This is a genomic window from Brevibacillus daliensis (assembly GCF_021245735.1).
GTDB classification, from domain to species: domain Bacteria; phylum Bacillota; class Bacilli; order Brevibacillales; family Brevibacillaceae; genus Brevibacillus_B; species Brevibacillus_B daliensis.
Genome location: NZ_JAJISB010000017.1, coordinates 17,282 through 43,850, shown reverse-complemented (window position 1 = coordinate 43,850; position 26,569 = coordinate 17,282). Strand labels below are relative to the sequence as shown.

Below are 26,569 nucleotides of genomic sequence, written 5' to 3'. Positions count from 1 at the left end.
GTTATCCTCTTCTTCGCTTAAAAAACACGGTAAAAAGAATCGCAGCTCCCATGAGTCCCAACCCGATAGCGGTCATGACCACCATTTCTTGTGAGTAGCCTTCATTGGCTGTTTGGCCTCTTCCTCTCCAGTCACTTGGTGGCGCCATTCTATTTCCTTGTCCATTTCCATCGTTCATTTGCATATTTCCCGGCATCTGACCCTGAGCCATATCTGGTGGTATTTCTTGGGCCATACCTTGTGGTCTTTCCCCGGGACCCTCTGGACCTCCTTGACCCCCCGGTCCCTCAGGCATCCCTTGGTTTTCACCGCTACCTGCTCCTGTCGTATTCGCTTCAACTACCAACTCCCCCGATAATTGTGCTACTATCGACTCTGCCCGTTTTATCGAAAAAGCCACTAAACTTTTATCACCAGATACACCTGCATCAAATTGCTCTAGCGTATAAAACTTGGTAGGGTCCTTCTCTACATAACTACGGATAACAGCTGAAGCCTCTGTAGTCATCTTTTGCATGTGTTCCTCAGTGAAATAAGTTGTAGCAATTTCCTTTAAATAAGAATTGTATTTCTCCCGGTATTCATCCACAGACAAAAGTACTTGTAGCAAAGGACGATCTTCAAGACTTACGCCACCAACTGGTGTTGTAATACTAAAATTAATGTTTTCCTCATTCATAAAATTAGCGGCCATATCCCCAGCTGGGTTCCCACCGCCACCAGGAGCTTTCATTTCTCCAGCTGCTCGCTCCTTTTTAGTCGAAGCGTTGTTTTGCTCCTTACGATCGCCTGGGATTCCTCCTTGGTTTCCTGGGTTTCCTTGGTTTCCTGGATCGCCTGGATTACCAACACCTCCCCCTCCTCCTGTTCCAAATCCTGCAAATGACATGTTGTAGTCCCACGGTAAGATGGAAAATACACCGTTCTCTTCATATAAATAATAATTGTGCTTCAATTGCCCCTGATAGCTGTCCAAATTAACCAAGGCAGTATTGGTCGCAAAATAGCGAAGCATTTCATCTACATTCAAGAATTCCTCGATTGTACCGCCATTATTAATCGCATCTAACATGTTTATAATGGCCGTCTCGTCGCTTGTTTTTTTGTTTGTTTTCAAATTCAAATCCTTGTATTCATCAATATCATCACTGATCCATTTTAGATCACTGCCAACCCCATCAGGTTTGTATAAATCACCTTTGCTGTAGAGAAAGTTCCGATCAAGAAAGGTTTCCTCGATTGCCTCCACCCCCAGATAAAGCCCCCACTCTTTTCCGTTTATCGTCACGTACATATAAGAGTTGGCAGGAGTAGGTACATCCATTTTTTCCATCAGATCATAGGATAAGTACTCTCGCTGCTGAGTAGGATCTGTGTAGTTATTGTTTAAATTTATTTTTTTCAATCCATGTAAACTTTGTTCGTCTACATACTTATCAAAATCAATTTTGAAGCTATAGCGATCGGAATCATCCATTTGAGCAACAGAACGCAATGTCATGTTCCCCTTTGTACGGAATCCTACATTCTCTACCTTTTCTCCATTAATGACTACATCCGCAGAGACAACTTCCTCTTTCATTGGATTAGCCAGAATGTTTTCCAAATCCTTTTCACTTAATGTGATATCCACCGTGGTAACTCTGCTTTTATCAAAAATAGTTTCAACATAAGATGCTTCCTGCTCCCTAATCTCTAGATTTAGTTGAGGAAGCACCAGAACCGCTCCCACAAAAAGTAGTAGCAGCAAACCTATCGTTGCATAAACATATTTTGTTTTCACTATGTCTCTACTCCTTTCCAGTCACGTCCTACGAATAAAGAAAAAAGCGGGCATAGAAACAGGAATACCCTATGCCCGCCGTTCATACTTCGTTTCTATTAAGCAGTAAAATTACCATCATAGCTAAGCATCATTGCTGTTTTAACGCCTTCCATACCTGATATCTTGTTTAGGAATGCAGTATCATTCTTTTTCACGCGTATCTCATAAATAACTTCTAGTTCATTTCCTGCTGTAACTGATTTGGATTTAACTGTATGCTTAATTGATTTTGCTGAAATAGCTTGTTCCAGTGCTTTTTCTATAGAGGGGTCTTGGTATTTAACAATTAACAGGAACGGATTTTCTACTGTTAACCGGTTTACAAAGAAGAGTAATACCAAGCCGATCAAAATTGCTCCCATAATAACTAGTGGGATAAAACCTGCTCCACATAGGATTCCAGAGGCAATTGCCCAGAAAATATACACAATATCCATCGGGTCCTTGATCGGTGTCCGAAAGCGAACGATAGAAAGTGCCCCTACCATCCCCAGTGATAACAGAACATTGCTTGATACCCCGATAATAATTAACGCAGTTGCCATTGTCATTACAATCAGTGAAATACTGAATGTGTGTGAATACATAACACCTGAGAATGTTTTCTTATACACCAAGTATATAAACAGTCCAACCACAAATGCAGTTACAATTGCAATAAGTGAATCAATTATCGAAAAGTTTATTGTGTTTTCCAAAAAACTAGACTTAAATATATCGCTAAAAGTTGTTCTATTCATTTTTCCATCCCTCACATGTGAAAAGTACTGATAGTCGCCCTATCATGTTTATCCGAACATCCGGCTTACCTGGTATTTTGAGAATGCATTTTTCCTACGATCGCTAACTTGTAGCATCTTTCTAATAACATCAGGCAAATATTCATCATATTTTACTTCCAGAACCACCATATTCGGTTCCAAAATGTCGATCATCGTAATATCAGGATTAAGCAGATCATTATTGCGAAAGCTGGTTTTAATCGAACTGTCAAAGGTGACGCGAACATTGCCATACTCATAGATAAAGGCTTCCCGTTTATAATCTACAATGGTAATTGGCTTTAATTGAAACAGATTCATTTGAACGTATAATTCTCTGATGAGGTCTCTCTCATCCTCTTCCATCCATCCAATATCATCATGTCTGATTCGTTCATATTCCTCTTTAGTAATGCGGCACTTTTGTTTTTGACAGAGATCATTACGCTTACTCTTTTTTTCGAGATTCATATATTCAGTGTTATGGTCATACAGCCTGACTCTATATTTGTCCCGTTTGTAGAAGCCTTCCTTTTTCTCTGTAACGACCTTGTCGTCTATATTGTCAAAGTAGACGCTGCGAATGACATAGGTCCCATTGTTGTTGGCATGAGGGTCCGATTTCATAATATGCTGTAGGTTATGTCTCAAAAGGAAACAATCCATCGCGGTGATTTCATGTTTTAGCTCCACGCGACCCTTAAACGTATTTATGCCTGTGTTATTCATCGTGCTCACTCCTTTCTGCTCGGATGTTCTGCTCGTTTTTGAGTATAGGGAGTGAAGCTTAAAGAAACCTTAAAACAATGAGGGAATCTTGTGTAATAATAAAAAAGAACGGTACCCCTGATAAATAGGGTGTACCGTTCTTTCTCGTTATTTTGGCAACGTAATAGTAATACATGTTCCGCTAGGTGTATTGTGAGAAGCCTGAATCGTTCCCTTGTGACTGGTTACAATCCATTCCGCAATAGCAAGCCCAAGTCCTGTTCCTCCCTTTTCTCGGGAACGAGCTTTGTCATCCCGATAGAAGCGAGAAAAGATATTTTCTAATCCTTCGTCGCTGATTCCGATACCTGTATCGCACACTTCTAGCGTAATTTTATGTTCATCTGCACCCATTTTGATTACGATAGTGTCCTGATTTCCCGTGTATTTCAGTGCATTATCGAGTAAGATGACCAACAACTGATGCATCCTGTTTTTATCGGCTACAATCATCGTATTACCTTCAACATCCACTCTGAAATCCTTTTCTTCTACCTCAGCTATCTCGTAATAGGGCTGGCATATGGTTTGAATAAATTGATCCAGATAAAACGACTCTTTTTCCAACTGGGTCTCAATAGAATCTGCTCGAGCCAAGGTCAATAAATCAGAGGTAAGCTTAGAGAGCCTGCGCGTTTCTGAGAGCGTCAGGGCTATCGCATCAAATTTATCCATGATTTTAGCATAAGGAGTAGTAAGTAGTAGCTCCAGCTTGTTTTGTATGATCGTTAACGGTGTTCGCAGCTCATGGGAAGCGTTCTCTACGAATTCCCGCTGTTTGTCCCACGCTTGAATGATTGGCTTCATAGTTTTGCGAGATAATATAAAACTGGCCGTAAGAGATAGAAAGAGAAAGACTATCGAACAAAGAATAAGTAAGGTCTGGTAGTTGTTTATGACGTTCTGCTCTCCATCCACATTTACCATTAGCTGAATTGTCTCTGCGGTATCTTCCGTATCAGGATTGGGGAAGGTAATGGTACGATAGGTGTACATACCGCTAAGTGTAATATTCGTTATGCTCTCATATGGTTTATAGTGTAAGTCTTCAAAAAAATCACCATAAAAAGCCGTACTTTCCGGATTCAACAATTCCTTATTTTTGTCCCAGAGTAGGATGATAATCCGTGGATTAGGCTCAAGTCTAAATTCGGGTGGTGGCATAATGCCTGGTGGAGCAGGTTTATTCTTCTGAAGACCAATAAGCCCTACCCTCTCAATATTGCTTTTAAATGCTAGCAGGTCTCTATCAGTTTTAGAATATAGCGTTAGTTTGGTTTGGCTAAAAATAATCAAACCAAATATGGTGAATATGATAGTGAAAGCAATAAAATTGTAGATCATTAATTTGCGCTGTTGGTTCTTAATGATTTTTTCTTCAGTCACAGTCCTCACCATTTTCAGTTAGCATATAGCCTAATCCCCGAAAGGTTTTAATATATTTGTCGTACCCAAATCTTTTAAGATTCTTGCGCAAATTACTGGCGTATACCTCAACTACCGAGGTTGACGTTTCAGAGTCATAGCCCCATATTCTGTCAAATATCTGCTCTTTAGTCACGATTGTGTTCTTGTTATGCAGGAGGTATTCCAGCAAGGAAAACTGTTTGCCATGTAGTTTAACAACCTCGTCCCCAATCGTAACCGTTACATTCTGCGTATGCAGGTGCAAATCCTTAAAGCTAAGGATATTCTGTTTAAAATCTCCCCCTGAACGCCGTAGGATCGCTTCCAGGCGCAATAACAGCTCCTCACGATGAAACGGCTTTACCAGATAATCATCTGCTCCTTTTTTGAATCCAAGGATTTTATCATCAATCCCATCCTTTGCTGTCAGTATAATTACTGGAGTTAAGATATTTTGCTTCCTTAGTTTTTCCAGTACCTCATATCCATTCATAAAGGGCAGCATGATATCTAAAATAATGACATCAAAAATATGTTGAGAGGCTAAAAAAAGTCCTTCCTCCCCATCAAATGCCTGTGTCACCTCAAACATTTTATGTGTTGTTTCACGAATGGTATGGGAAAGATTTATATCATCTTCAATAATTAGTAGTTTCATCGTTACCACCTCATTTATCCGCACTTCATTGTCCCAAACTGACTCTCTGCGACATTCTTACTGTCCACTTACTCCTCATTGTCATATGAAGCTAGAGTAGAGACAAGGTTATCTCCCTACTTTTTTACTTACGATCTGAAAAACAGCTTACCCTCCGCCATTAATACTTGCTTCCTCACTTGTGTATTATTTTCCAGAAAATCGAAACAAACAACTGTCTCCACGCGTCTATAGTTGGAGAGCTTTTTCTTGCAAATATACTATATTCGGAGGATTCAACTAATGAAGTTTCGCAAGTGGTTTACCCTGTTGTTGTTGTTCGCTTTATGTACACCGATGTCTGGTTTCTCCATTCAAAAGGTGCATGCCGATCAGGGAATTAGCATCTTTTTAGACGGACAACAAGTACATACCGATGTCGCCCCGTTTATTATTCCAAATGTGAATGTAACAATGGTTCCTCTACGTATTATCAGTGAGAGTCTAGGAGCAGAAGTCAACTGGGATCAATCCAGAGAGACGGCAACGATTCGCACGACCGAAACAACTCTTCAAATGACTGTTAACGAGAAAAAGGCTTTTGTAAATGGGAATAGCGTAGCTTTAGACGCTGCCGCACAAAACAAGCAAGGACGTGTAATGGTACCCCTTCGTTTTGTCAGCGAACAGCTCGGTCTACAAGTTAACTGGGATCAGGATACTAAAACTATTACGCTACTCTCTGGATCTAGTGTGACACCACCTGAATTGCTTCCGATCCTACCGCCTGTTACACCACCACCAGTTATAAATCCTGGAACTATTCAGAACATGCGTGGAGTCTGGATTTCTACAGTTTACAACCTGGATTGGCCTTCTACCACTTCATATGGTAATGCTGCTAAACAAAAACAGGAGTTTACCACCTTATTAAATGAATTGCAAAGTATGGGAATGAACACTGTTTTTGTTCAGGTACGACCTTCAGCAGATGCAATCTACCCATCCAACATGGTACCGTGGTCGAAATATTTGACGGGTACCCAAGGGAAAAATCCGGGCTATGATCCGCTGGCATTTATGGTGGAAGAAACGCATAAGCGTGGCATGGAGTTTCATGCTTGGTTCAACCCTTTCCGGGCAACTACTGATGCTAAAACAGATCAGCTTGCTTCCAACCATGTTGCAAAAGCACACCCAGAATGGTTGATCAACTCCAGCAACAAGTATTATATCAATCCTGGAATTCCTGCGGCACGTCAACAAATTATCGATGAAATCATGGAAGTGGTACGCAATTATGACATCGATGGTGTCCATCTGGATGATTATTTTTATCCATCCAATGGTGTGTTCCCGGATGATGCTACCTTTAAAGCATATAATAGCAAAGGCTTCTCCAATAAAGCGGAATGGCGTCGTGATAACATCAATGAATTCGTACGAGTACTAAGCGAATCCATTCAAAGCGTAAAACCAGATGTAGAATATGGAATCAGTCCGTTTGGAGTATGGCGTAATAAATCTGTCGATCCAACGGGTTCCGACACCAAGGCAGGTGTAACCGCCTATGACAATATGCACGCTGATGTTCGTACGTGGATTCAAAATGGCTGGATCGATTACATCATGCCACAAGTTTACTGGAGTTTTTCTTTTAATGCTGTTCCTTATGATAAATTAGTCTCTTGGTGGGCAAAAGAAGTAAATGGTACCAATGTGAAGCTATACATTGGACACGCAGCCTACAAACTGGGGACAAAGGAAGTAGGCTGGCAGTCTGCCCAAGAGATCATTAATCAGCTGAACTATAATGCCGGAATCCCTCAAGTACAGGGAAGTGTCTTCTTTAGTGCAAAAGACTTGCGAAAAAATCCTTTAGGCATTGTGAACGCACTCACCTCTTATTACGCATCTCTTAAATAAAACAAGAACCTAAGGAATGGGCTGACTCTGCCCCATATCCTTAGGTTCTTTTATTAATACGCTTACTCTTCCAGTTTATTCTCCCGCGGGGTGTGTATGTTTCTGTATTCTCGTGTTACTTCGTGTTCTTTCTCTACATGGTTAACAGCCTGTAAATAGTTGCTTCTAATAATCAGGTCAGAATGTATGATCCCTTCCAAAATCCTTGCTCGCTCCGCTTCATTTACATTCCCTACTATTGTCCCGTTCATCAGAGCCGCAAAGGACTGCTTGGTGGTAAATAAATCTCTTCCCTTAGCATATATAGGCTTCTCCATTCCTACTAAAGAAAGAACGGTTGGCATAATATCGATCTGTCCACCAATGGTATCGATTTCTTTCCCTTCAATTGATGGATGATAGATAATAAATGGGACACGTTTTTCATTTTTATATAGTTTTGATGCTTCTTCGTCTCCATAGTACTTATGCACGCCTTCATGATCCCCATAAATAACCAGAATCGTATCTTGCAGAAGATTATTCTTTTCTAGCTCCTTTATGAATTCACCTACTGAATAATCGGTATAATTGGTCGCTTCCATGTAACGTCCAATCGTCGTTCCCTTTAATTTTTCCGGAATTTTAATTCTGATTTCTTTTTCATCAATTACAAATGGCGAATGACTTGTCAAAGTAACGATAAAGGAGTAAAAAGGTTTAGGCTGCTGCACAATCTTTTCAGACACTTGCCGTAAGAAAGATCGATCACTTAATCCCATTCCCATTTGTTCATCGATCGTCCATGCACTACTATCAAGCATCGTATTGAATCCAATAGATCTATGTGCATTCATCCAGTTCCAATACGTTCCTCTATCTCCATGCATGGAAATTGTGGAATAGCCCTGTTTTTCCAAATGATCTGGCAAGGAAGGGAATTCATGATGTGGATAACGGAAAAACACGCTCCCTTTTTGTAGAGGATACAAAGACGTATTTATCATAAATTCCGCATCGGAAGTAGTTCCTTCTTTAACCTGCTCATATATGTTGGTAAATCGATAGCTGTTAGCCAACAATTTATTTAAATTAGGTGTCACTTCCTGATTATCTACCTTTAATCCAATAACAAAATCCTCAAAAGACTCCAATTGCAACACAATAATATTCTTATCCCGGATCGGAGCACTCATTACCGCTGTTTTTTCACTTTGATTGAACCACTCTTCAATTTTATCTTTTTCATTTTGAGTTAAAAGTAATTTCTTGTTCTCTTTGACGTAATAGTAAGCATCCATAAAATGATAGCCGATTGGAGATAGATTTAATGCTGTAATAGAAGTATCAAGCATAGAAAACAATGCTTTACTGTCTCTAATCCCTAAATATTTACTTGAAAAAGGAACGTGAAAAACCAATACCAAAGCAACCAAGAGACTTATGAAAAACTTAACTCTTTTCTTCTCATATGTAAGACGTTTATAAATAAATCCAAGCAAAATAAAATCACCAAACAATAGTAAATCAATGGGCTTCATTAAGGAAATAATACTACCTGATAAATTCTCCAGGTTATCGAATTGCTGTAATATTACAATCGATGGCAATGTACTGAACCCTCTGTAGTACCATATGTCTGCTACCATTAATAGTGTTACCAGAACGTCTGCAATCAGAAGGTATATAAAATGAGATTTTTTTGATGTAAATAAGAATGAAAAACATAATAATAGTAAAATAAACCCAAGGTAATAAGGTGTACGTGACAAAGTTGTTTTCATTAGTCCATAAAAATGTGGCTCTGTGATAGGAATTTGTGCGGTTATTGCTGTAAACAAAATACATTTCACAACTATTGAGAGCGTTATGAACAGAAACAGTGATATCCTGTAGTTTTTCAAATGATTTACATTCATAATAATACCCCTGTAAAAAAAGTTTTCATTTATTCTTACTGTTTATAATTATAGATTCTTCATAAATTTCACTATTAATTTTACTTACATCTTCTCCTAAAAAACAAGTACATTCCAGAAATATCATATAATATGCAAATCATGATTGAAAGTGTCAAATTACCAATTACTTATCTAGACTGATTGCAGAAGGTCTCTCATATAATCTCATTAATGTACTAGAAACTTCTTAATATTTTTCATTAGTATTTTGGGTGACATTGGAATTGCAGCAACAGTGTCTCCCCCAATATGGGACGTTAATGTAACATTTTCAATTTCTAATAACGGATGTCCAGATGGGAGGGGCTCCTCTCTAAATACATCCAATGCCGCTCCAGCTATTTTTTTGGTTTTTAAGGCTTCTATTAAAGCTTTTTCATCCACTGCATATGCACGACTAGTATTAATTAATGAACAACTTGGCTTCATTTTTTCAAAAGCAGCTTTATTAATCAAAGGTGGCATTCCTCTTTCAAAACGAACATGAAGAGATATGATATCAGATTCTCTGTATAATTTATCTAAAGTGACTGGGATAACAGATGGTACAGCTTCTCTTATTTTTGCTTCTGTCATATGAGAATCGTACACAAACGTTTCTACTCCTAATGCTACTAATTTCTCCGCAACTAATCCACCGATATTGCCAAATCCAATAATCCCTACTCTCTTTTCATTTAAATTAGCTGTATAGGGAGAATTAACAAAACTCTTCGGCCATTTTCCTGCTTTAATTTGCTGATGTGCCCTAGCAATATTTCTGGTCTCTGCATACATCAAGCCAATGGTAAAGTCAGCAACTGGCTCTGCATTTCGGATCGCGTTAATTACTGGAATATTACGTTTCGATGCTTCTTCAACAGCAATATGTTCTAAACCACCTCTACAGGTACCAATTAATTTTAAGTTTTTTGCTTTTGCAATCAAATTCGTCGGCAATGGGCAAAAATGTGTCAAAATAACCTCAGCATCGACTACTTCTTGATCAAGTTCTTTCGGATATTTTACTGCCTCTGGTCCATCTTTTTCGATCATATCTGCCAGGTGTTGGAATTCCTCTTTACTTTTTTGCTTCCATATAACTTTTGTAATCTCAGGTTTTTCTCTCCATTCAAATTGAGCAGCCTGTTTTGCAAAAAAATCCACATCTACATGAATATCTCCTATGACAATTATCTTCATCACTTTTGCTCCTTTACAAAAAAACTGCCATGTAAACACAGCAGTTTTAGTAGTATTTTGTTTATTTAAGATCCTTCAACACTTCTAAGGCTTTTTCCAAAAATGTTTCTTCATCCATTCCTGTTAAAACTCCTACTGCATTTAGTTGTGGAATTCCTTCAGCATCATTGGGATCAAACGGACTAGTAAAAGCAATAAGATCAACATGACTACTTCCCACTGCGCCCGCTACCATTCCAGGACTCACTTCATGGATTTCGCAGTCATATCCATGTTCGCCAAGCATTTCCTTAATTTTTTGACCCACCATAGCAGAACTTACTGTACCTGAACCACAAACGGATAAAATATTTACTTTTTTCATTTTACATTTCTCCTCTGTGTTTAGTTTTCTAGTTCTTTCATTAACTCCATAATTGTTTTTGCCTCTTTAGCCTCATAAACCTGCTTAAGTACTTCACTATTCTGGAAAAATGACATTAACTTCATTAAAAGCTGTAATTGTTTGTCAGGGCTTTTCATTGCCAACGGGAAAATCATCTGACATGCTAGTTTCTCCGCAGGAGTTCCCATCATGGCAAAAATAATGGGATCTTTAGGTATGACAACTGCTACTCCTGGTTTAATAACAAATTCTGGATTGGTATGAGGAATTGCAATATTATAACCTGCTCCAGCAAGTCCCGTCGGATATGTTTTTTCGCGCTCAATAACAGCTTGTGCATAATCAGATGTTACAAAGCCTTCCTGCATTAATCTATCTGCTGCGAGATGAATTGCTTCTTCAGCTGTTTTCACATCTGCATGTAGACAGATAAGAGATTCATTAACTAATTCCATTTTCATACCTCCTCTATTTGTAATTCAAGCAGTTCCTTATTCACTTGAAGATTATTTTCATTACATAACAGCCTCAGTTGATCTTCTGTAAGAAAATATTCTGCCTGAGAACCTGCAAGCATATATATATTTGCTGATTTATCCACTGTTTCAATCAAACCAAAAGCCTCTTCAACAGAGTTACCTGCAGCAAGAATTCCATGCCCTGGCCATATGACAATACGGAATTTCTCCATCTTTCCCGATGTGGCTTTTCCCAGTTTTGCTGTCCCTGGTGGCATCCAAGGGACGATTCCTACACCTTCTGGGAAAATAAAAATACATTCAGTTAACGTTTTCCAAAGAAGTAACGATACTCTCTTTTCATCAGCTGGTTCTCGGAGTGTAAGTGCTACAATGTTCGTTGCATGATTATGTAGTACAATTCGATGTTCTGGGTCAACAGATAACCTCGTTTCATGGCTCATTAAATGTGTTGCCAGTTCACTTGTTGGGACTCCACCACCTTCTAGTCCCCACAATACATCCAGTTTTTTTCCTGTTAAATCTAACCTAACAAGTCCAATATTCTTTTCAGGAAAATCTAGCATATTTCGAAAATAGCTTCCTGATGCTGTTATAAGAAGTAGTTTTCCATCCAAAAGACTACTTTCAAAATCAAAGTTTAACGGTATATGCCTTGTTTCTCCATGCAAATCAATATCGCTTACCAATTCCTCTTCTTTCACTATATAGCTGATATTCCCACCATTTCGCTCATCCCAACCTAATTGCCACATGGTAAAAGCCATTTGTGTAATTTCATAGGCTACTGTGCATGGATATTGATTTTTCAACACCTCCATTCATATACCTCCTTCTTTTACATCAAGCATATTTGGCTGTAGAACTACTTTTATTTCTGTTCCTTGCATCGCTGCCTGAAAGGCTTCCTCCCAGTTGTCCAATGGTTCTATACGAGTAATCAATTTTTCAGGAGTAATTTTTCCCTCTTTCATTAAATGTAGCGTTGTTATCCATGAAGATGGTTTTTGTGATCGCGAACCAATCACGCATATTTCTCTCTGCACAATTGCATTTAGATCTAACAAATTTTCATTTTTTGCAAATACACCCATTTGAATTAACTGACCTTTTTGTTTCAGTAAATCAAAAATATTCCCAAGGACAAGAGCAACGCCTGAGCATTCAAAAACGATGTCAGCTCCCTTGCCATTTGTATATTCAGAAACAATTTTCGGCAAATTTTCTTTCATTGTATCAACTGTGAGATCTACACCGAGATTTTTGGCCAATTCCAACCGTTTTTCGTCTTTGGTAATACCTGCTACAATAACCTTCACATCCATTGATTTAAGAACCTGAGCCAAACATAAACCAATGGGTCCAGGGCCTAAAATAACAACCATATCTCCAGCTTGAACATTGGATTTTTCCATAGATGCATGGACACCACATGCTATCGGTTCCGTAATGGATGCAGCAAGAAGGCTAATATTATCTGCTAATTTATGCACACTTTCTTCCCGGACGATTATATATTCAGCAAAACAGCCATCTACTTGGGAGCCAATTCCTTTTCGATTTCTACATAAGTTATATTCCCTATTTTTACAATTTTCACACTCTCCGCACGTCCACAGCGTTGTCTCGCTTGTAACCCTGTCACCCGGCTTTACTTTTGTCACATTTTCTCCAACCGCATCAACAATTCCTGAGAATTCATGCCCTAAAATAAGTGGCGGATTAAAACGGTCATATTCTCCTTTATAACAGTGAATATCGGTTCCACAAATTCCTGCATATGCTACTTTGACTCTAATGAGATTATCTATTGGTTCCGGTTTTTGAACTTCTTTTAGTTCCATATTTCCGTATCCTTGTTTGGTTATCACCAATGCTTTCATTTTTCGACCTCCTATGGAAAAATTGGTGTCACTTATTCACAGCAAAATAATTTATTATTAAAGGGACTAGTTTCATCTTGAAATAATTTCACTATGAAACTAGTGTTTTAACACCTATTTCTTCCTATTTTTCATTCAAGTCTACATATTACAAAGCAACTTCAGGTTTAACATCTTGTTCTGTTTCTCCCGCATTCTCTAAATAATCATGAACCCGAGTACGATTCTTGCGGAAAAGCACATATAGAACAAAGTAAAGGACTACGACGCCTGTTATAATCAGCACATTTTGTGACAGGAACGCCAAGAAAATAGCAGCCATAAATGGGTTATACATAATACCGAAACTAGTAATCATCATGACACCTGCAGGAATATCAATTCCAACTCCCATAGCAACTTCTGTAAAATACCCTGCTGTTATCGTACACATATACAATCCCAGTGAGAACCAAATGGCACCAGAGATAAGTGCTTTGAAAATATTCCCCTTTGAAATACTTATAATGACAATAACCATATACGGTAAGGCAATTAAATCCACCATAGGTAATGCTTTATTTCCAGGAAGGATAACAGCTAGAATAACCATAATTGGAATAAGGAGAATTCCCGTAATTAGTGTAGCTGGTTCTCCATACCCAACTGCATCATTAACAGCTATATACCATTCACGCTTTTTAGATGAACCTTTTGCTGTTTTTTTCGAAGCATCTGTTAAACTTGTGAAAGCGGATGCTTCGAAAAAAACAGCAACTTTTGGAAAAATTGCCATTACTGCCGCAGTAGAAATACCGACTGTTAAAATTTGTCCCCATGCTTCTAAACGATTTAATTGATCAAAGTTACCAGCGATTCCTAACAAACAACCTAAAATGAGACCAAGTGTAACGGGATCACCAATAAATCCGAGTCTTCTTTTGATCGTAGCAGGATTTAAATTTACTTTATCTGCTCCTAGCTTACGTAACACCCAATCCATTGCAATAGCATACGGTACTGCACCAACATGGTGTGGAGCGGTCAAAGCACAATTAGGATAGTTATAATAGGTTGAAAATCTTTTTTCATATACTTCGGCAAACAGCAATATGTAAAGGTTTAATACAACCATACAAGCAATTGCTAGAACCATATTTTCAGTTAATAAATAAAGCATTGATCCCCATACCATAAAGGAGTAGTTATTCCACAGATCCCCAGGCATAAAAATATTGGTCCATTTAAGAAGGAATAATACGATTTGAATAAGTAGTGCTATACCAATAAAAACTAGACCGACTTGTGTAGAATAAGCAACAACTGATGTTGCCTGCCAGCCAATATCAAGAATCGGCAAATCTATTCCTGTTGTTTTGACCATTCTATCGACAATAGGAACCATAATCGGAATAAATGAGTTGGTAATAAGTGAGAAACCAGTTAAACCAACACCTGCTGATAATGCGGAATTAAATGCTTTTTTCGACGGAACTTTTAAAATTAGAGCAATAATGTAGAGCATAATAGGTACAAATATTGCGGCACCAAAAGCATCAAAAACATTTTTTAGCATCTCTAACAAATCAAAAACCCCCTCAAAGCTAAATTTGAACAAAAGTCTATGGAATAGAACATATGCTAAGTGTTCCATGTTATGCATTACTTGTCAATAATAATTTAAGCGCTTTCATTTTTTGTTTTTATATTTGATAAATTAACTATTACAGCAACCTAAATCATTTGATTTAACAGGGAACATATGGTTTTATTAAATAGCAATAATTTATATTCCTATTACATTTGAATATAGATTACACTTATCATATGTTCATATGATTGAAATATTTTAATAATGGAGGATAATCATGTCATCGAAAAATTCTCTGCTTATCCGAGTTGCAGAACTTTATTACCAACACAAGATGAATCAGAGTGAAATAGCCAAAATCATAGGAACATCCCGACCTTCTGTGTCTAGATTGCTCGATGAGGCACGAGAACAGGGGATTGTAACCATTACCATTAACACACCTATTAAGAAAAATCCTAGTTTATCTGAAGCAATCCGAACCAAATATCATTTAAGAGATGTAATTGTGATATCTGGAAGTGAAGATTACGATACATCTATGCTGAATGTTGGACATGCAGTTGCTGAATATTTACTCGGTTTCTTAGATGATAATATGTCAATCGGTATTTCTTGGGGGCGGGCACTCAAAGCTGTTGTCAGCAGTTTACCTCAAACCAATTTGAATAATATACTCGCTGTCCAGCTTATTGGTAGTCTTGGCGTACAGGATAATAGTCTCGAGGGAACAGAATTGATTTATCTGCTTGCAAAACAACTTAATGGGAAATATTGTATTTTAAACTCCCCTGCTTATGTTTCTTCTAAAATGCTACAGCAAGAAATGCTTGAAGAACCCCAAATTAAAGAAGTAATCGAACTTGGACGAAAAGTAGATATAACAATTAATGGTATTGGTACGTTTGATATTCATCATAATACGTTACGAAAAGCAGGAATTTTAAACAATCATGACATCACTATTTTGAAAGAAAAAGGAACAGTCGGTCATATCATGGGTAGAATGTACAATATTAACGGTGATGAAATTAAATTAGATAATCATTTCCCTATTACCGGTGAATTGGATATCTTACGAAACGCACCGATGAGTATTGGATGCGTCGTCTCAGCTGAGAGAGCTGAAGCCACAATTGGTGCATTAAACGGAAAACTAATTAATGTACTGATATGTGATGAGACAGTTGCTTTAAAAATATTAGAATAATGATCATTACGAAACGGTAAGCAAAAATTTTGCTTACCGTTTATTTTTTTAACACCTTTTCTCTAATAATTAAATTACATGTTGACATATGTGCTTTTAATTGAAATAATGTTCTCGAGCAAACGTTCAACATTATGAACTTATTTTCAAGGAAGGGGTGTCTTTCGTTGTTACTTACTGATTTAAGGAAAAAAGTATGGAAAGATAACACTGCACTACCAGCCAATGGATTGGTTTTATGGACAAGCGGAAATGTCAGTGCAAGAGATCCTGAAAGTAATTTAGTCGTAATCAAGCCAAGTGGAGTACACTTTGAAGATTTAACACCTGAAAATTTAACAATCGTTGATTTAGATGGAAATGTTATTGAAGGAGATTTGGCACCATCTGTCGATACAGAATCACACTTATATATTTACAGACATAGACAAGACATACATGGTATTACACACACGCATTCACCGTATGCCACTTGTTTTGCAATTCTAGGAAAATCACTTCCCATTTATACAACTACTTCAGCAGCCGTATTTGGCAGAGAAATTCCGATATCTGACATTGCAGCTGTTGGTGAAACGGCAATTGGAAAAGAAATTGTAGACAAAATTGGTAATAATTCTGCTCTACTTTTAAAAAACCATGGAGTCTTCACTGTTGGAAAGTCCAGTACTGACTCTCTAAAAGCCGCTGTTATTCTAGAAGAAACTGCACAAAGTGTTTATTATGCACTCTCATTAGCAAATCATATTGAGCCACTATCAAAAAAATATGTCCAAGAAGTTTATGACTTCTATCAAAATAATTATGGTCAGAAGTAACTTGATAGAATAGGAGGATTATAGAATGAGTGAGAAATATAGTATTCCAGAAATACAGAAAATGGCTAATAATATTCGCCGCCGTATCCTAACGTTAACAATTGACAGAAAAGGTGGTTACCTTAGTCAAGCGTGTTCATCAGCTGATACAATCACCGCACTATATACTAGAATCATGAATCTATCTCCAAGTGAAGGACCTGCCATTCCTCCTAAATTCCCTGGTGTGCCTGGTCCTACTAATATGGATTATCCTACAGGAGCTGCCTACAACGGTTCAACAAAGGCACCTTATGACCGACTTATTTTTTCACCCGCACATTATGCTGTTGTCGTTTATTCTGCTTTAGTAGAAAGTGGACGAATGTCACCTGAAAGTATCGATAATTTCAATATAGATGGAAGTACGCTAGAAATGATCGGAGCAGAACACTCTCCGGGATTTGAGTGTACAACTGGGTCCCTTGCACAAGCTATTAGTGTGGCTGGAGGAATTGCTCTTGCCCGTAAATTAAAGGGTGAAGAAGGAAGAATCTTCACTTATATGTCTGACGGAGAATTTCAAGAGGGACAGACATGGGAAGCACTTCAAGCTGCTTCGTTTTATAAACTAGATAATTTAGCTATTATTGTTGATGTTAACGGACAACAATTGGATGGATATACAAAGGATGTAATGAATATTGAACCTCTAGCGAGTCGTTGTGAAGCTTTTGGAACTCGCGTTTTTTCTGTCGATGGTCACGATCTGGAAGCCATAATCAAGGCAGCAGAACCAGCTAACGATGGAAAACCACTTGTAATTCTTACTTATACGAATTCTAGTCAAGGGATACCAATGTTAGAGGAAAGAAAACCATTCTTACATTACGTTCGTTTTAAGTCTGATGAAGAAGAACAAAAATATATTGATTTCTTGAATCAAATGTAGGGGAGTGAACAGAATGGAAGTTTTATCAAATGTACATGCTAAGAACCTTGTTGAATGGTCAAAAAATAGATCTGAAGTAGTCGTTTTATCTGGTGATTTAACAAGCTCTTGTGAAATTAAGCCTTTTAAAGAAACTTATCCAGACCGTTTTTTCTCTATGGGTGTTGCTGAACAGAATATGTTAGGTTTTGCAGCAGGTCTTGCTAGAGAAGGATTTCGTCCATGGCTTCATACCTTTGCTGTATTTTTCTACCGCCGGGCATACGATCAATTAGCAATGTCTATTGCCTATCCTAATCTACCAGTTACTCTCGTAGGTTTCCTTCCTGGCATTATGACTCCAGGTGGAGTTACCCATCAAGCTATTGAAGATGTATCCGTTCTTCGTGGTTTACCAAATATGACTATTCTTGATATGGGTGATGCAACAGAAATAGAAACGGTTTTGGATGCTGTAGAAGAAGTAAATGGACCAGTATATATTCGAATGCTTCGTAAAGAGGTTCCAAGGCTATTTGATCGTAATGAACCTTTTAAGATAAATAAAGCTCGGGTTTTAAGTGAAGGGACTGATATCGCAGTTTTCTCCAGCAGTATTTGTACAGAGGAAGCAATGCGTGCCACTAAAGTATTAAAAGAAAAAGGGTTATCCATTCAACATCTTCATATCTCTACATTAAAGCCTTTTACAGATCCTCTAGTTGTTGAAGCCTTGAAAAAAGTGAAATATGGAGCCATTACACTTGAAAATCATACGGTGATCGGTGGTTTGGGAACTTGTGTAGCAGAAGTGATGGCAGAAAATGCGATAGGCAAACCTTTGGTGAAACTTGGTCTAAATGATACTTTTGCTCATGGTGCCACTCAGCATTATCTAATGACTGAGTATGGTCTCGATTCTATTTCTCTTGTAAAAGGAGTGGAAAAACTTATAGGAAAATCCTTTAACATCACAGAAAAGGATTTAGAAGAAGTTCGTATTGAAGCTGTATCCACACATGATCCAGATGCTTTATAATATTTATTCTGTTTCAAACATCTGAACCGGAATCTAAGCTAACGTGAGTTCTTAATAAAGGAGAGAGTAAGCACCTCTTACGATGTATATTATATACAACCCGTAAGAGGTGTATTTTATAATTTTAGTTCTTGTATTGGTTGAGGAGGAAAAATGAAACTTATAGCGATTGATTTAGATGGGACATTACTATCGGAGGATCGACAAGAATAGAGATAGCCCATCCTGATGCCAGCAAAGGATGGGCTTTAGAGAGTATATTGCAAGACATTTGCAAATTCCATTAAAAGATACCGTTGGAATAAGTGATAACCTAAACGACCTATCCATGTTCAAAACCGCTGGCATGCATGTAACTACACTAATCATTCACCGTTTCAGTTGGATTAACAGCATGCAACAAGGGAGTTATATGGAAGATGCGTGTCCATTTACTGCTCTAACTTACTCTTTAATTTATACGAAGCAGTGATTTTTTTAATTTCTTTAAATCCAACGAACTTTTTGGATTGCTCATTCCATACCCGATATTGAAGTGATTTTATACTGGTTTTTAATGTTATTGATTTAACATCACGAAACATCGAGTTCGTATTATGAACTTTCTCCAGATAATAGTTAGGTACTCGTGGATCCAGATGGTGAATATGATGAAAACCAATGTTTCCGGTAATCCAATGTAGAACCTTTGGCAAGTTATAGAAAGAGCTTCCTTCCAATGCTGCTTTTACATAATCCCAATTTTCCTCATGTTCAAAATAAGTTTCTTCAAACTGATGCTGTACATAAAAGAGCCAAATGCCAGCAATACCTGATATAAAAAAGATAGGTCCTTGAACCAGCAAGAATTCTTTCCAGCCTAATAACCAAGACAAAAGGACTGCAATGCCAATAATGCCCAGGTTAGTGATGTAGGTGTTCAAGCGCTCCTTCATTCCAGCCTGTCTACGGTTAAAACGGTAATCAATCAGAAAAATATAAATCGGTCCAATAAAGAACATCACGAATGGATTACGATAAATACGATAATACATTCTTTTAAAAAATGGCAAGGCAACATATTCGTCAACGGTAAGGGTCCATATATCACCCGTACCTCTTTTATTCAGATTCCCACTAGTAGCATGATGAATGGAATGGCTACGTCTCCACTGATGATAGGGGCAGCAAGTCAATACTCCTGTAACTGTTCCCAGTATTTCATTAGCTACCTTATTCTTAAAGAAAGATCCATGGCAGCAGTCATGAAAAATAATAAAAGTACGAACCAAAAATCCTGCAGCTGGTATAGCCAACACAAGGGTTAGCAAATATGAAATGGAGAGGCTTAGATAAGCCAAGTACCAAATTACAAAAAAGGGAACCAGTGTGTTAACAATTTGAAACACACTACGCTTCATTTGCGGTCTTTCATATGGTGCGATATCGGCTCGCCACCCAGCTTTTGCCTGTTGAACCATTCTATAGATCTCCCTCTCTCACAATCAATTCGTAACACGGTTGTATCCATTCAATATTACTCTATAATTGAGAAAGAGTCTCGCATTATTGCATAAATTAGCAGAATTAATTTATTTATGTGAATCATTACCAATATTTTCACTGGGAAGGAGCTTAATCATGCCTTCAAATGAGCATGTGTTAGTAGTTGGCCGTACAGGAATGCTTAAAGGAATGGTCAAACATTTTTTGGAACGGGGCAAACTCGTATCGGTAGTTGCTAGAAATGAACATACCCATCAACAGTTAGCAGTAGACTTATCCCATTTGCCTGGAAATATTAATCCGATTCCCGTTGATTACCATGACATCAAAAGCTTCATCCATTCTGTTACCCATTCAATTAACCAGCACGGCCCTATCTCTCTTTCAGTTAACTGGATTCATAGTTATGCCAAAGAGGCGCCCTATGCACTGGCAACCTTGCTGAATCAAACCTCCCCAGATTCTACATATGTTAGGCTCCTAGGCAGTGCTGCTGCCCATCCAGATCATTCTTTTAATGATCATGGTCTCTTCCGTACAACCTATCCATATTTAGTGTACCGTGAAATTATCTTAGGATTTATCGTGGAGGACAGTCGATCTCGCTGGCTTACACATCATGAAATATGTGAGGGAATCATTGAAAAAATCCATGTCTCACAGGCTCGATCAGTTATTGGGACAGTAACTCCTTGGTCTTTTAGACCGTGATTGATACGATACAGCTCACGATGGTCTGTTTTATTCCCGGCATCAACGCTTATCCTGCGGGGGTGCATTATTAGTGGGATCGAAAATCATCTGGCTCAGATTACATTTTATTCCTGTACTTGTCTCCTCTGTGACACAGAATATCTTGGTAAATTAACGTATAATGGAAATGTGCAAATCATTAATGCATCTATCTTTTTGTTACCTTTAATAACTGTAGTTTATTCATCTAAGATTGGGGGAACTAAAGTGGGTATTTATAATGAAATTGAAATTGTGCATGTACCTCGAATGCGTATTGCTAGCTATGTAATGATCAGTCCTGCTCCTGAAAAGGATGTTATCTCCTATATGGATCAATGGGCAAAAAATTGCGGCTTGCTGGATAAGGAAGGTTATATTCCTCGTAGAATTGGTTGGGATTTTCCTTTTGTATCCATTGAACAATCAGAACACTTTGGATTGCGTGGCTATGTCTGTGCGTATGTAATTCCGGAGGATTATGAATCCACTTGCTGTGGTGCTGAGATTTCTAATATTGAAGAAGGTAATTATGCCAAACTAACCATAGCTGATCCTCACAATGAATCTCTCGAAAATGTTGCACAGGGTTATGCACTTCTGCTTTCTTTTATTAATAACAGTAAGTATGAAACAGAGCTTACTATAGGCAGAAGCTGCTTTGAAGAGGAATATGATCGCGACGGTGTACATTATATGGATATTTTTGTTCCTGTGGTGTAATCATTCCGTCTTGCATTTGAATTATCTACATGACTCATACTGTAACTAGAAATAAATCACCAAAACAAAACAAGTAGCCACAGTCTGTTACCAATTAGACAGTGGTTGCTTGTTTTTTTATCCCAGCTCCTACCAAAGTATGAGAATAACATAATTCATTTCATAGAGTACCAGTATAAAAGATTCATTTTTGTTAAAAATACGGTTTTCTCCTTATTTTTTCTGAATATTGTGATAAATTTTAGGTAGTAATCATTCTTTGCTGAGGAGGATTTACTATGAAGAAGAGTCTACGTTCCACCTATTCACTTATTATCACACTCTCTCTACTCACTGGACCAATAGTGCTTGTTTCACCCGTTTTATTGGACAAAGCAATCGCAGCAGAAGAAACGAAAACCTTTACTCCTTATTACGGCACAGGTCCTTCTTACGTACAGCCAGAGAATGTCCAAGCTCTTTTTCCCAAGCCTACAGAAAAATTAATTACTCCTGCGTTCCAAAAAGATAAGGTTGCCTTCACTAGCCAAGAAGAAATGATGGATTTCCTTTTAACGCTTACGAATAATAATCCAAATGTAAAACTGGAGATTATCGGTCAGTCTCTGGAGGGTCATGACATTCCGATGCTACTCTTCAGTAAAGATTCCCGTCCCTGTCGAAAGCTATAAAGTGACCGAAAATAAAGTAAGCGCAGTCCAGGAAAACGGTCATTACACGAATGATGTCATCACAGAAGTAACTCCTAAAACGATGACTTTCCCAGCAGATAGCTATATTTTTAGCATGGCACAGCCTAATGCCAACTACATTGCGTTAGCTTTTGAGCCTGAATCTGTTGATAGTTACGTATCATTTAACTTCATTCCTGTGGAAAAAGGCGCAGAGGTTCCTATTTATCGTTACATATTAGAGAAACCGCTTGATGCCAAATAATTCATTTACTGTATCAGAAAGTGTAAACTTCGAAGGGCCACTTCCTGATGCGCATGAAAAACATCCTCTAAAGAAGAACCAGCTTCTTCGAAAGGACTTCAATAGAAGTTGTTTCTTATCGGTTCCTAAACAGAATAAAACCCGAGCAATGACATGAACGTTCATTGTTCGGGTTATTCTTCTAGATCGATTCTTAGTCTTACTTATTCAGTTTAACCTGTGGATGAAGCAGATTTCGCAGCGGAATCGAATCATATTTCCACAACTCATCTTTCTTCTCAATCATTGGTGACTGCTCGGATACTTCTTCAATTTGACTAGGAAGAGGGCCTGTAGCTGGTTGCTGATTCGGAGTCTGTGCTGAATTGGTAGAGTTATAGTACATCCCTGTAACTGTACCTCCTGCCAGGATAACCACAACTCCTACACTCACCAAAACCTTGTTCTTGCGAAAAAACCTGGTCAGCCCACTTGAAGTCTCGTTCCGTACTTCTTTAAGGATTTCCTGAAAGTTGACATTACGAATCGCTTGCCAGCGTTTGCGCCACGCTTTATCACGTATCATCTTCCCATTATCAGTGAGGAAGTAACGCTTCAAGGCTTTCTTATAGGCAGGTACGATACGTCTTCCCTCAAAAAATTGACCTCGTTGTTTTAAAGACCACTGGATAAACAGATAAACGCCCTCATCCCCACCGTGTTGTTCTACGTAATCAAGCATCTCTTCGAACCTATAATCCGATGAATCATGGAAATCGGCGCTATAAAACGCTAGCATCACTTGTGAGAAGCATTCGGGCTCCAACGGATTGCTAAGGAACCTTTTAATGAGCTGTTGCTGGATTTCCATATCCTGTTCATCAAAACCGTGGAAAAAGTCCTGCGCTGTCTGATCTGGATGCTTACGGAGGGAAGACAGGTTTACAATCAATTGATGTGTCTGTTGGGTCTGTAAATCGAGATCGTTGAAAAAGTTTTGCGGTTTCTCTTCCAGTAGATAGATAAGCTGACAAAAGTCCGCCTTGGACAACGTATCCCACTTGATACATTTCAGTAAGGTTCGATCTACCTCATCTATCATTCTCTTGGCGAAGGTAAAGCTGTTGCCACTTATCAATTTTTGAAAATAACGGTGAATATGCCCCGCAGCTTCTACTTTATTTCTCTCCTGCCCATATAATTGAAGCAGTTTTTGCTCTGTAACCTGGGTGAAAAAACGATTTTGTAAAGCTTGCGGTGCATGATCAATCCAGAAGCTGATCTCCTGTAACACACCATCCATCTTTACAATCGCAGATAATCTTTGTTCTACATATTCTTCAAATAAGGGCTTCACTACTTCTTGATAGCCCAAAATCGTATTTAGCATGAAAGTAAATAATTTACGATTACTCGTCAGATGCTTGTACACTTCTCTTACGTAATCAATTTTTCCAAATGCCTTTCCTTTAAGCAAGAGATCCATCAAATACAAAATGATCTCTTTTCGTGTACCTTCTTTTGGAAAAACCTGATACGAATCAATAAGTAATCGAACCAACTCAATGTCGGGTAGCTTTTTTACAGCAAGCAGCTTCTTTTCCTCTTGAAAAAGAAGTTCACCTAGATTAAACAGCCTATGTTTATTTTCCAATCGTGCATTGTTTAAATAGTTTAAGAGAACCTGCCATATGGATGTTTTATTACGTTCATAGATAACCATATTACCCGATTCAATATAAAACAATGAGCATAGTTCATAGTATGTGGTAATGCTTAAACCCTTTGTAGGGTCATCACCCGAAAGGATTTCATCCGCAAAATCATAAAAAGCAGTCAGAGCCTGAGGTTGATTGAGATTACTCCAGGCAAACTCAAGATATTCATGATTTTCTTGGATATCGACATTAAGAATCCGTTGATTAGGAAAATCAAACAAAAAATCTTTATCAACAGTTCCGTTTCCTGGTCGAATACTTCCCTTTTCCACAAACATGACATGAAGATATTTCTTACTCTCCGGCTCGTTCGTATAGGTTAAAAAGCCAAAATGTCTGCGCATTTCATAAGGAAGCGCTCCATACATGATTTCTAGCAACGTACTTGCTGAATCAGATAATACACGAGTATCAACATCGAGACTGATAAATACTTTTTTCTTAGACGATATAGAGACCATGATGGCATACAGCAGTTGTTTGAAGGATTGTTCCGTAATACCCATTTGCTGTAACAACCGTTTTTTATCCTCGGTTATCGCATGGTGATAAGGGATGTTCTCTACTGGGGATAGCTCTTTTCCTTCTGTATCATCGTATTGTTTGCAAAATGAATGAGCTCCAAAAATCTTGGCGGGTGTTCTAATAAATTCCTCGCGTCGGGACACCGGAATCACATAATTATGGGTAAAAAACGTATTACGTTGACCAGTAAAATCGGCGCCTACATAAACGCTCTTTCCTAGTACCATTTCGCCTGATTCTGCACGAAAGGAGAAAAGTGCAGCAGGGTAATTTTTCACATTGCTCTCTGCTCTCTCCTGCAACTCTCTCGGGGCATCATAGACGCAAAATGGGTGGAGTGTCTTTTTAATAAAGGAATTGTCTAATCCTATTGATTTGGAGACGGTATCGTATCCTTCATTCGAGCGAAAAATCCCCTGTCTGCCGCGCGTGTAGTATTGTTGCTCTATGAATTGCCGGCTCACTGCTGCTCCCTCCCCTCAACGTAGTCGAGTTGATGCATCAGCCAGATAAACGGCTCGTCTACACGTACAGGTGTAACCACTCCCGCTACTTTTTGATTAACAGGGTTGCTTCCCAGCGCAGAGACAGCAAAATATGCTGTGTTGGTAAAATAAACATCCAGCGCATCTTTAAAAGGACGATCCACCTTTTCAATAAATCGACGAATTTCCCCATTTATATTTTCGAACTCTCCCAGATTTAAATACTCATGGTGCACATAATTTCGGAAGACATTGCTATTCGACTTGATGTACTCGCTATCATCTTCTTTTAGATTATGTAGCATATCACTTTTGGTCAGGACAACTGCTGTTGGAATATGAGTTTTGCTTTGCTCTTGATACCCGATGAAGTTTTCAAACAGCGTAATTAATACCTCACGAGGTTCATCATATCTGGCAGTGAACTCGCCTGGCTGATCTCCAATGGTTAACATAATTTTGTCTCGTATCGTTCTGATTTGCAGAGGATCAACGAGGAAGAGGATTCCCGACGAATTCTTCACATGTGACGCATACAGGTCCAGGTATTCACGATCCACCATTCCCTCGCCTGCCACATCGAAAAAGACAAGAATAAGTGGAGCTTGTTCACTGTCTTTAAAAATAAATTGGAAGATAAATGGTTCCTGTCGCTTCTCTTTCTGCGTAGAATCAAGTAATTGTCCACGTTCAAATAGAGGAGCCTCGTAATTCTCCCGGAATTTGCGACTAATTTGTGCATTAAGTGGCATACAAGCAGCATTGAAATTGTTGGCGGTGGTGTTTTGTAGCGTGTGAATTAGTGATGTCATGTATACTGATTTCCCTACCTGAGAAGCCCCTACGATTGAGATGATGTTACTCGGTGCTTTTCCAGCCGTGATCGGTAATTCATTATGACATTTGGGGCACAGTCTTCGCTTCGTCACAATGTCATATCGATCTGTAAGACCTACTAATACTTGGTCAATATACAGACGATTTTCTGGCGGGATGGTTTCCGGGTCGATGATTGCTTCCATTTCCTCAATCGCATCCAAGCCGAATTTGTCCCGATATTGATTCAAAATCTCGTCCTCTTGCAATGCATACTGCTCATCATCATTACGATGGTGTGCCGCCCTGAACACGACTTGATCGGGAGCAAATTTAGAAAAACAGTAGGGGCACACAATATCGTAAAAAGGAAGTCGTTCCTTCAGTGGTTGTTTTTTTTCAAACATGTTCTTCAAAAATGAAAACATGT

25 protein-coding genes are annotated in these 26,569 nt (G+C 38.4%); 10 read left to right on the top strand and 15 right to left on the bottom strand.

The window, feature by feature from the left end; genetic code table 11:
* Window position 1 precedes the first annotated feature (1 nt).
* The 5 genes from LM917_RS13895 to LM917_RS13875 form a co-directional block, all read right to left on the bottom strand.
* Entirely contained in the window at window positions 2–1,783 is a 1,782-nt protein-coding gene (locus LM917_RS13895; RefSeq protein ID WP_232698135.1) for a CotH kinase family protein, read from the bottom strand.
* Between the two features lie 98 nt (window positions 1,784–1,881).
* Entirely contained in the window at window positions 1,882–2,565 is a 684-nt protein-coding gene (locus LM917_RS13890) for a DUF4956 domain-containing protein (protein ID WP_232698134.1), read from the bottom strand.
* 48 nt (window positions 2,566–2,613) lie between these two features.
* On the bottom strand, window positions 2,614–3,315 hold the full coding sequence (locus tag LM917_RS13885; RefSeq protein WP_232698133.1) for a polyphosphate polymerase domain-containing protein: 702 nt from the start codon (window positions 3,313–3,315) through the stop codon (window positions 2,614–2,616).
* Window positions 3,316–3,462: 147 nt separating this feature from the next.
* Window positions 3,463–4,740, bottom strand: coding sequence for a sensor histidine kinase (locus LM917_RS13880; protein ID WP_232698132.1), 1,278 nt, complete (start codon window positions 4,738–4,740; stop codon window positions 3,463–3,465).
* Window positions 4,733–5,419 (bottom strand): response regulator transcription factor, encoded by a 687-nt coding sequence (locus LM917_RS13875; protein WP_232698131.1) that lies wholly within the window; start codon window positions 5,417–5,419, stop codon window positions 4,733–4,735. The genes LM917_RS13880 and LM917_RS13875 overlap by 8 nt, the downstream gene beginning before the upstream one ends.
* Before the next feature lie 282 nt (window positions 5,420–5,701).
* Between LM917_RS13875 and LM917_RS13870 the strand changes: the two genes are divergently transcribed.
* Complete coding sequence (locus LM917_RS13870; protein WP_232698130.1) at window positions 5,702–7,324, top strand: family 10 glycosylhydrolase; 1,623 nt, start codon at window positions 5,702–5,704, stop codon at window positions 7,322–7,324.
* A 62-nt stretch (window positions 7,325–7,386) separates the two neighbouring features.
* Here the strand turns inward: LM917_RS13870 and LM917_RS13865 are convergent, their stop codons facing one another.
* The 7 genes from LM917_RS13865 to LM917_RS13835 form a co-directional block, all read right to left on the bottom strand.
* Window positions 7,387–9,222 (bottom strand): LTA synthase family protein, encoded by a 1,836-nt coding sequence (locus LM917_RS13865; protein WP_232698129.1) that lies wholly within the window; start codon window positions 9,220–9,222, stop codon window positions 7,387–7,389.
* A 210-nt stretch (window positions 9,223–9,432) separates the two neighbouring features.
* Entirely contained in the window at window positions 9,433–10,446 is a 1,014-nt protein-coding gene (locus tag LM917_RS13860; RefSeq protein ID WP_232698128.1) for an NAD(P)-dependent oxidoreductase, read from the bottom strand.
* 61 nt (window positions 10,447–10,507) lie between these two features.
* Window positions 10,508–10,810 carry a PTS sugar transporter subunit IIB gene (locus LM917_RS13855; RefSeq protein ID WP_232698127.1) on the bottom strand — a complete coding sequence of 101 codons (303 nt, stop codon included), beginning with the start codon at window positions 10,808–10,810 and terminating at the stop codon, window positions 10,508–10,510.
* A gap of 20 nt (window positions 10,811–10,830) precedes the next feature.
* Window positions 10,831–11,286, bottom strand: a complete 456-nt coding sequence (locus tag LM917_RS13850; protein ID WP_232698126.1) for a PTS sugar transporter subunit IIA — start codon at window positions 11,284–11,286, stop codon at window positions 10,831–10,833.
* Window positions 11,287–11,288: 2 nt separating this feature from the next.
* Window positions 11,289–12,131 carry a rhamnulose-1-phosphate aldolase gene (rhaD, locus tag LM917_RS13845; RefSeq protein WP_232698125.1) on the bottom strand — a complete coding sequence of 281 codons (843 nt, stop codon included), beginning with the start codon at window positions 12,129–12,131 and terminating at the stop codon, window positions 11,289–11,291.
* A complete protein-coding gene (locus tag LM917_RS13840; protein WP_232698124.1) occupies window positions 12,132–13,193 on the bottom strand; it encodes a zinc-binding dehydrogenase in 1,062 nt (353 codons plus the stop codon).
* 148 nt (window positions 13,194–13,341) lie between these two features.
* Window positions 13,342–14,748, bottom strand: a complete 1,407-nt coding sequence (locus tag LM917_RS13835) for a PTS galactitol transporter subunit IIC (RefSeq protein WP_232698154.1) — start codon at window positions 14,746–14,748, stop codon at window positions 13,342–13,344.
* 292 nt (window positions 14,749–15,040) lie between these two features.
* Between LM917_RS13835 and LM917_RS13830 the strand changes: the two genes are divergently transcribed.
* From LM917_RS13830 to LM917_RS13810, 5 genes are all read left to right on the top strand, one after another.
* Window positions 15,041–15,973, top strand: coding sequence for a sugar-binding transcriptional regulator (locus tag LM917_RS13830; RefSeq protein ID WP_232698123.1), 933 nt, complete (start codon window positions 15,041–15,043; stop codon window positions 15,971–15,973).
* A 167-nt stretch (window positions 15,974–16,140) separates the two neighbouring features.
* Window positions 16,141–16,791: an L-ribulose-5-phosphate 4-epimerase gene (locus LM917_RS13825; RefSeq protein ID WP_232698122.1), complete on the top strand. Its 651-nt coding sequence runs from the start codon at window positions 16,141–16,143 to the stop codon at window positions 16,789–16,791.
* A 25-nt stretch (window positions 16,792–16,816) separates the two neighbouring features.
* Entirely contained in the window at window positions 16,817–17,722 is a 906-nt protein-coding gene (locus LM917_RS13820; protein WP_232698121.1) for a transketolase, read from the top strand.
* 13 nt (window positions 17,723–17,735) lie between these two features.
* A complete protein-coding gene (locus tag LM917_RS13815) occupies window positions 17,736–18,740 on the top strand; it encodes a transketolase family protein (protein WP_232698120.1) in 1,005 nt (334 codons plus the stop codon).
* Between the two features lie 241 nt (window positions 18,741–18,981).
* Window positions 18,982–19,212: an HAD hydrolase family protein gene (locus LM917_RS13810; RefSeq protein WP_232698119.1), complete on the top strand. Its 231-nt coding sequence runs from the start codon at window positions 18,982–18,984 to the stop codon at window positions 19,210–19,212.
* Here LM917_RS13810 and desA read toward each other — a convergent pair.
* Window positions 19,172–20,200, bottom strand: a complete 1,029-nt coding sequence (gene desA, locus LM917_RS13805; RefSeq protein ID WP_232698118.1) for a Delta(5) desaturase DesA — start codon at window positions 20,198–20,200, stop codon at window positions 19,172–19,174. The genes LM917_RS13810 and desA overlap by 41 nt on opposite strands.
* Before the next feature lie 160 nt (window positions 20,201–20,360).
* Between desA and LM917_RS13800 the strand changes: the two genes are divergently transcribed.
* The 4 genes from LM917_RS13800 (at window position 20,361) to LM917_RS13785 (ending at window position 22,616) form a co-directional block, all read left to right on the top strand.
* A complete protein-coding gene (locus LM917_RS13800; RefSeq protein ID WP_232698117.1) occupies window positions 20,361–20,936 on the top strand; it encodes a Rossmann-fold NAD(P)-binding domain-containing protein in 576 nt (191 codons plus the stop codon).
* 249 nt (window positions 20,937–21,185) lie between these two features.
* Window positions 21,186–21,680: a GyrI-like domain-containing protein gene (locus tag LM917_RS13795; RefSeq protein WP_232698116.1), complete on the top strand. Its 495-nt coding sequence runs from the start codon at window positions 21,186–21,188 to the stop codon at window positions 21,678–21,680.
* A gap of 278 nt (window positions 21,681–21,958) precedes the next feature.
* Window positions 21,959–22,351 (top strand): hypothetical protein, encoded by a 393-nt coding sequence (locus LM917_RS13790; RefSeq protein WP_232698115.1) that lies wholly within the window; start codon window positions 21,959–21,961, stop codon window positions 22,349–22,351.
* A 1-nt stretch (window position 22,352) separates the two neighbouring features.
* Entirely contained in the window at window positions 22,353–22,616 is a 264-nt protein-coding gene (locus tag LM917_RS13785) for a hypothetical protein (protein ID WP_232698114.1), read from the top strand.
* 199 nt (window positions 22,617–22,815) lie between these two features.
* On the opposite strand, the gene LM917_RS13780 is transcribed toward LM917_RS13785, so the two are convergent.
* Window positions 22,816–25,302, bottom strand: a complete 2,487-nt coding sequence (locus LM917_RS13780; RefSeq protein WP_232698113.1) for a GAP1-N2 domain-containing protein — start codon at window positions 25,300–25,302, stop codon at window positions 22,816–22,818.
* Window positions 25,299–26,567 carry a TRAFAC clade GTPase domain-containing protein gene (locus LM917_RS13775; RefSeq protein WP_232698112.1) on the bottom strand — a complete coding sequence of 423 codons (1,269 nt, stop codon included), beginning with the start codon at window positions 26,565–26,567 and terminating at the stop codon, window positions 25,299–25,301. Before LM917_RS13775 ends, LM917_RS13780 begins: the two co-directional genes overlap by 4 nt.
* Between the last annotated feature and the right edge of the window lie 2 nt (window positions 26,568–26,569).

Excerpts from the sequence above, each read along its gene's own strand:
- LM917_RS13815 (WP_232698120.1), top strand. The coding sequence starts at position 17,736 with ATGGAAGTTTTATCAAATGTACATGCTAAGAACCTTGTTGAATGGTCA.
- LM917_RS13855 (WP_232698127.1), bottom strand. The coding sequence starts at position 10,810 with ATGAAAAAAGTAAATATTTTATCCGTTTGTGGTTCAGGTACAGTAAGT.
- LM917_RS13835 (WP_232698154.1), bottom strand. The coding sequence starts at position 14,748 with ATGCTAAAAAATGTTTTTGATGCTTTTGGTGCCGCAATATTTGTACCT.
- LM917_RS13810 (WP_232698119.1), top strand. The coding sequence starts at position 18,982 with ATGGGCTTTAGAGAGTATATTGCAAGACATTTGCAAATTCCATTAAAA.
- LM917_RS13870 (WP_232698130.1), top strand. The coding sequence starts at position 5,702 with ATGAAGTTTCGCAAGTGGTTTACCCTGTTGTTGTTGTTCGCTTTATGT.
- LM917_RS13885 (WP_232698133.1), bottom strand. The coding sequence starts at position 3,315 with ATGAATAACACAGGCATAAATACGTTTAAGGGTCGCGTGGAGCTAAAA.
- rhaD (WP_232698125.1), bottom strand. The coding sequence starts at position 12,131 with ATGGAGGTGTTGAAAAATCAATATCCATGCACAGTAGCCTATGAAATT.
- LM917_RS13830 (WP_232698123.1), top strand. The coding sequence starts at position 15,041 with ATGTCATCGAAAAATTCTCTGCTTATCCGAGTTGCAGAACTTTATTAC.
- LM917_RS13840 (WP_232698124.1), bottom strand. The coding sequence starts at position 13,193 with ATGAAAGCATTGGTGATAACCAAACAAGGATACGGAAATATGGAACTA.
- LM917_RS13775 (WP_232698112.1), bottom strand. The coding sequence starts at position 26,567 with ATGTTTTCATTTTTGAAGAACATGTTTGAAAAAAAACAACCACTGAAG.
- LM917_RS13890 (WP_232698134.1), bottom strand. The coding sequence starts at position 2,565 with ATGAATAGAACAACTTTTAGCGATATATTTAAGTCTAGTTTTTTGGAA.
- LM917_RS13820 (WP_232698121.1), top strand. The coding sequence starts at position 16,817 with ATGAGTGAGAAATATAGTATTCCAGAAATACAGAAAATGGCTAATAAT.
- desA (WP_232698118.1), bottom strand. The coding sequence starts at position 20,200 with ATGGTTCAACAGGCAAAAGCTGGGTGGCGAGCCGATATCGCACCATAT.
- LM917_RS13790 (WP_232698115.1), top strand. The coding sequence starts at position 21,959 with ATGAAGAAGAGTCTACGTTCCACCTATTCACTTATTATCACACTCTCT.
- LM917_RS13800 (WP_232698117.1), top strand. The coding sequence starts at position 20,361 with ATGCCTTCAAATGAGCATGTGTTAGTAGTTGGCCGTACAGGAATGCTT.
- LM917_RS13860 (WP_232698128.1), bottom strand. The coding sequence starts at position 10,446 with ATGAAGATAATTGTCATAGGAGATATTCATGTAGATGTGGATTTTTTT.
- LM917_RS13865 (WP_232698129.1), bottom strand. The coding sequence starts at position 9,222 with ATGAATGTAAATCATTTGAAAAACTACAGGATATCACTGTTTCTGTTC.
- LM917_RS13850 (WP_232698126.1), bottom strand. The coding sequence starts at position 11,286 with ATGGAATTAGTTAATGAATCTCTTATCTGTCTACATGCAGATGTGAAA.
- LM917_RS13875 (WP_232698131.1), bottom strand. The coding sequence starts at position 5,419 with ATGAAACTACTAATTATTGAAGATGATATAAATCTTTCCCATACCATT.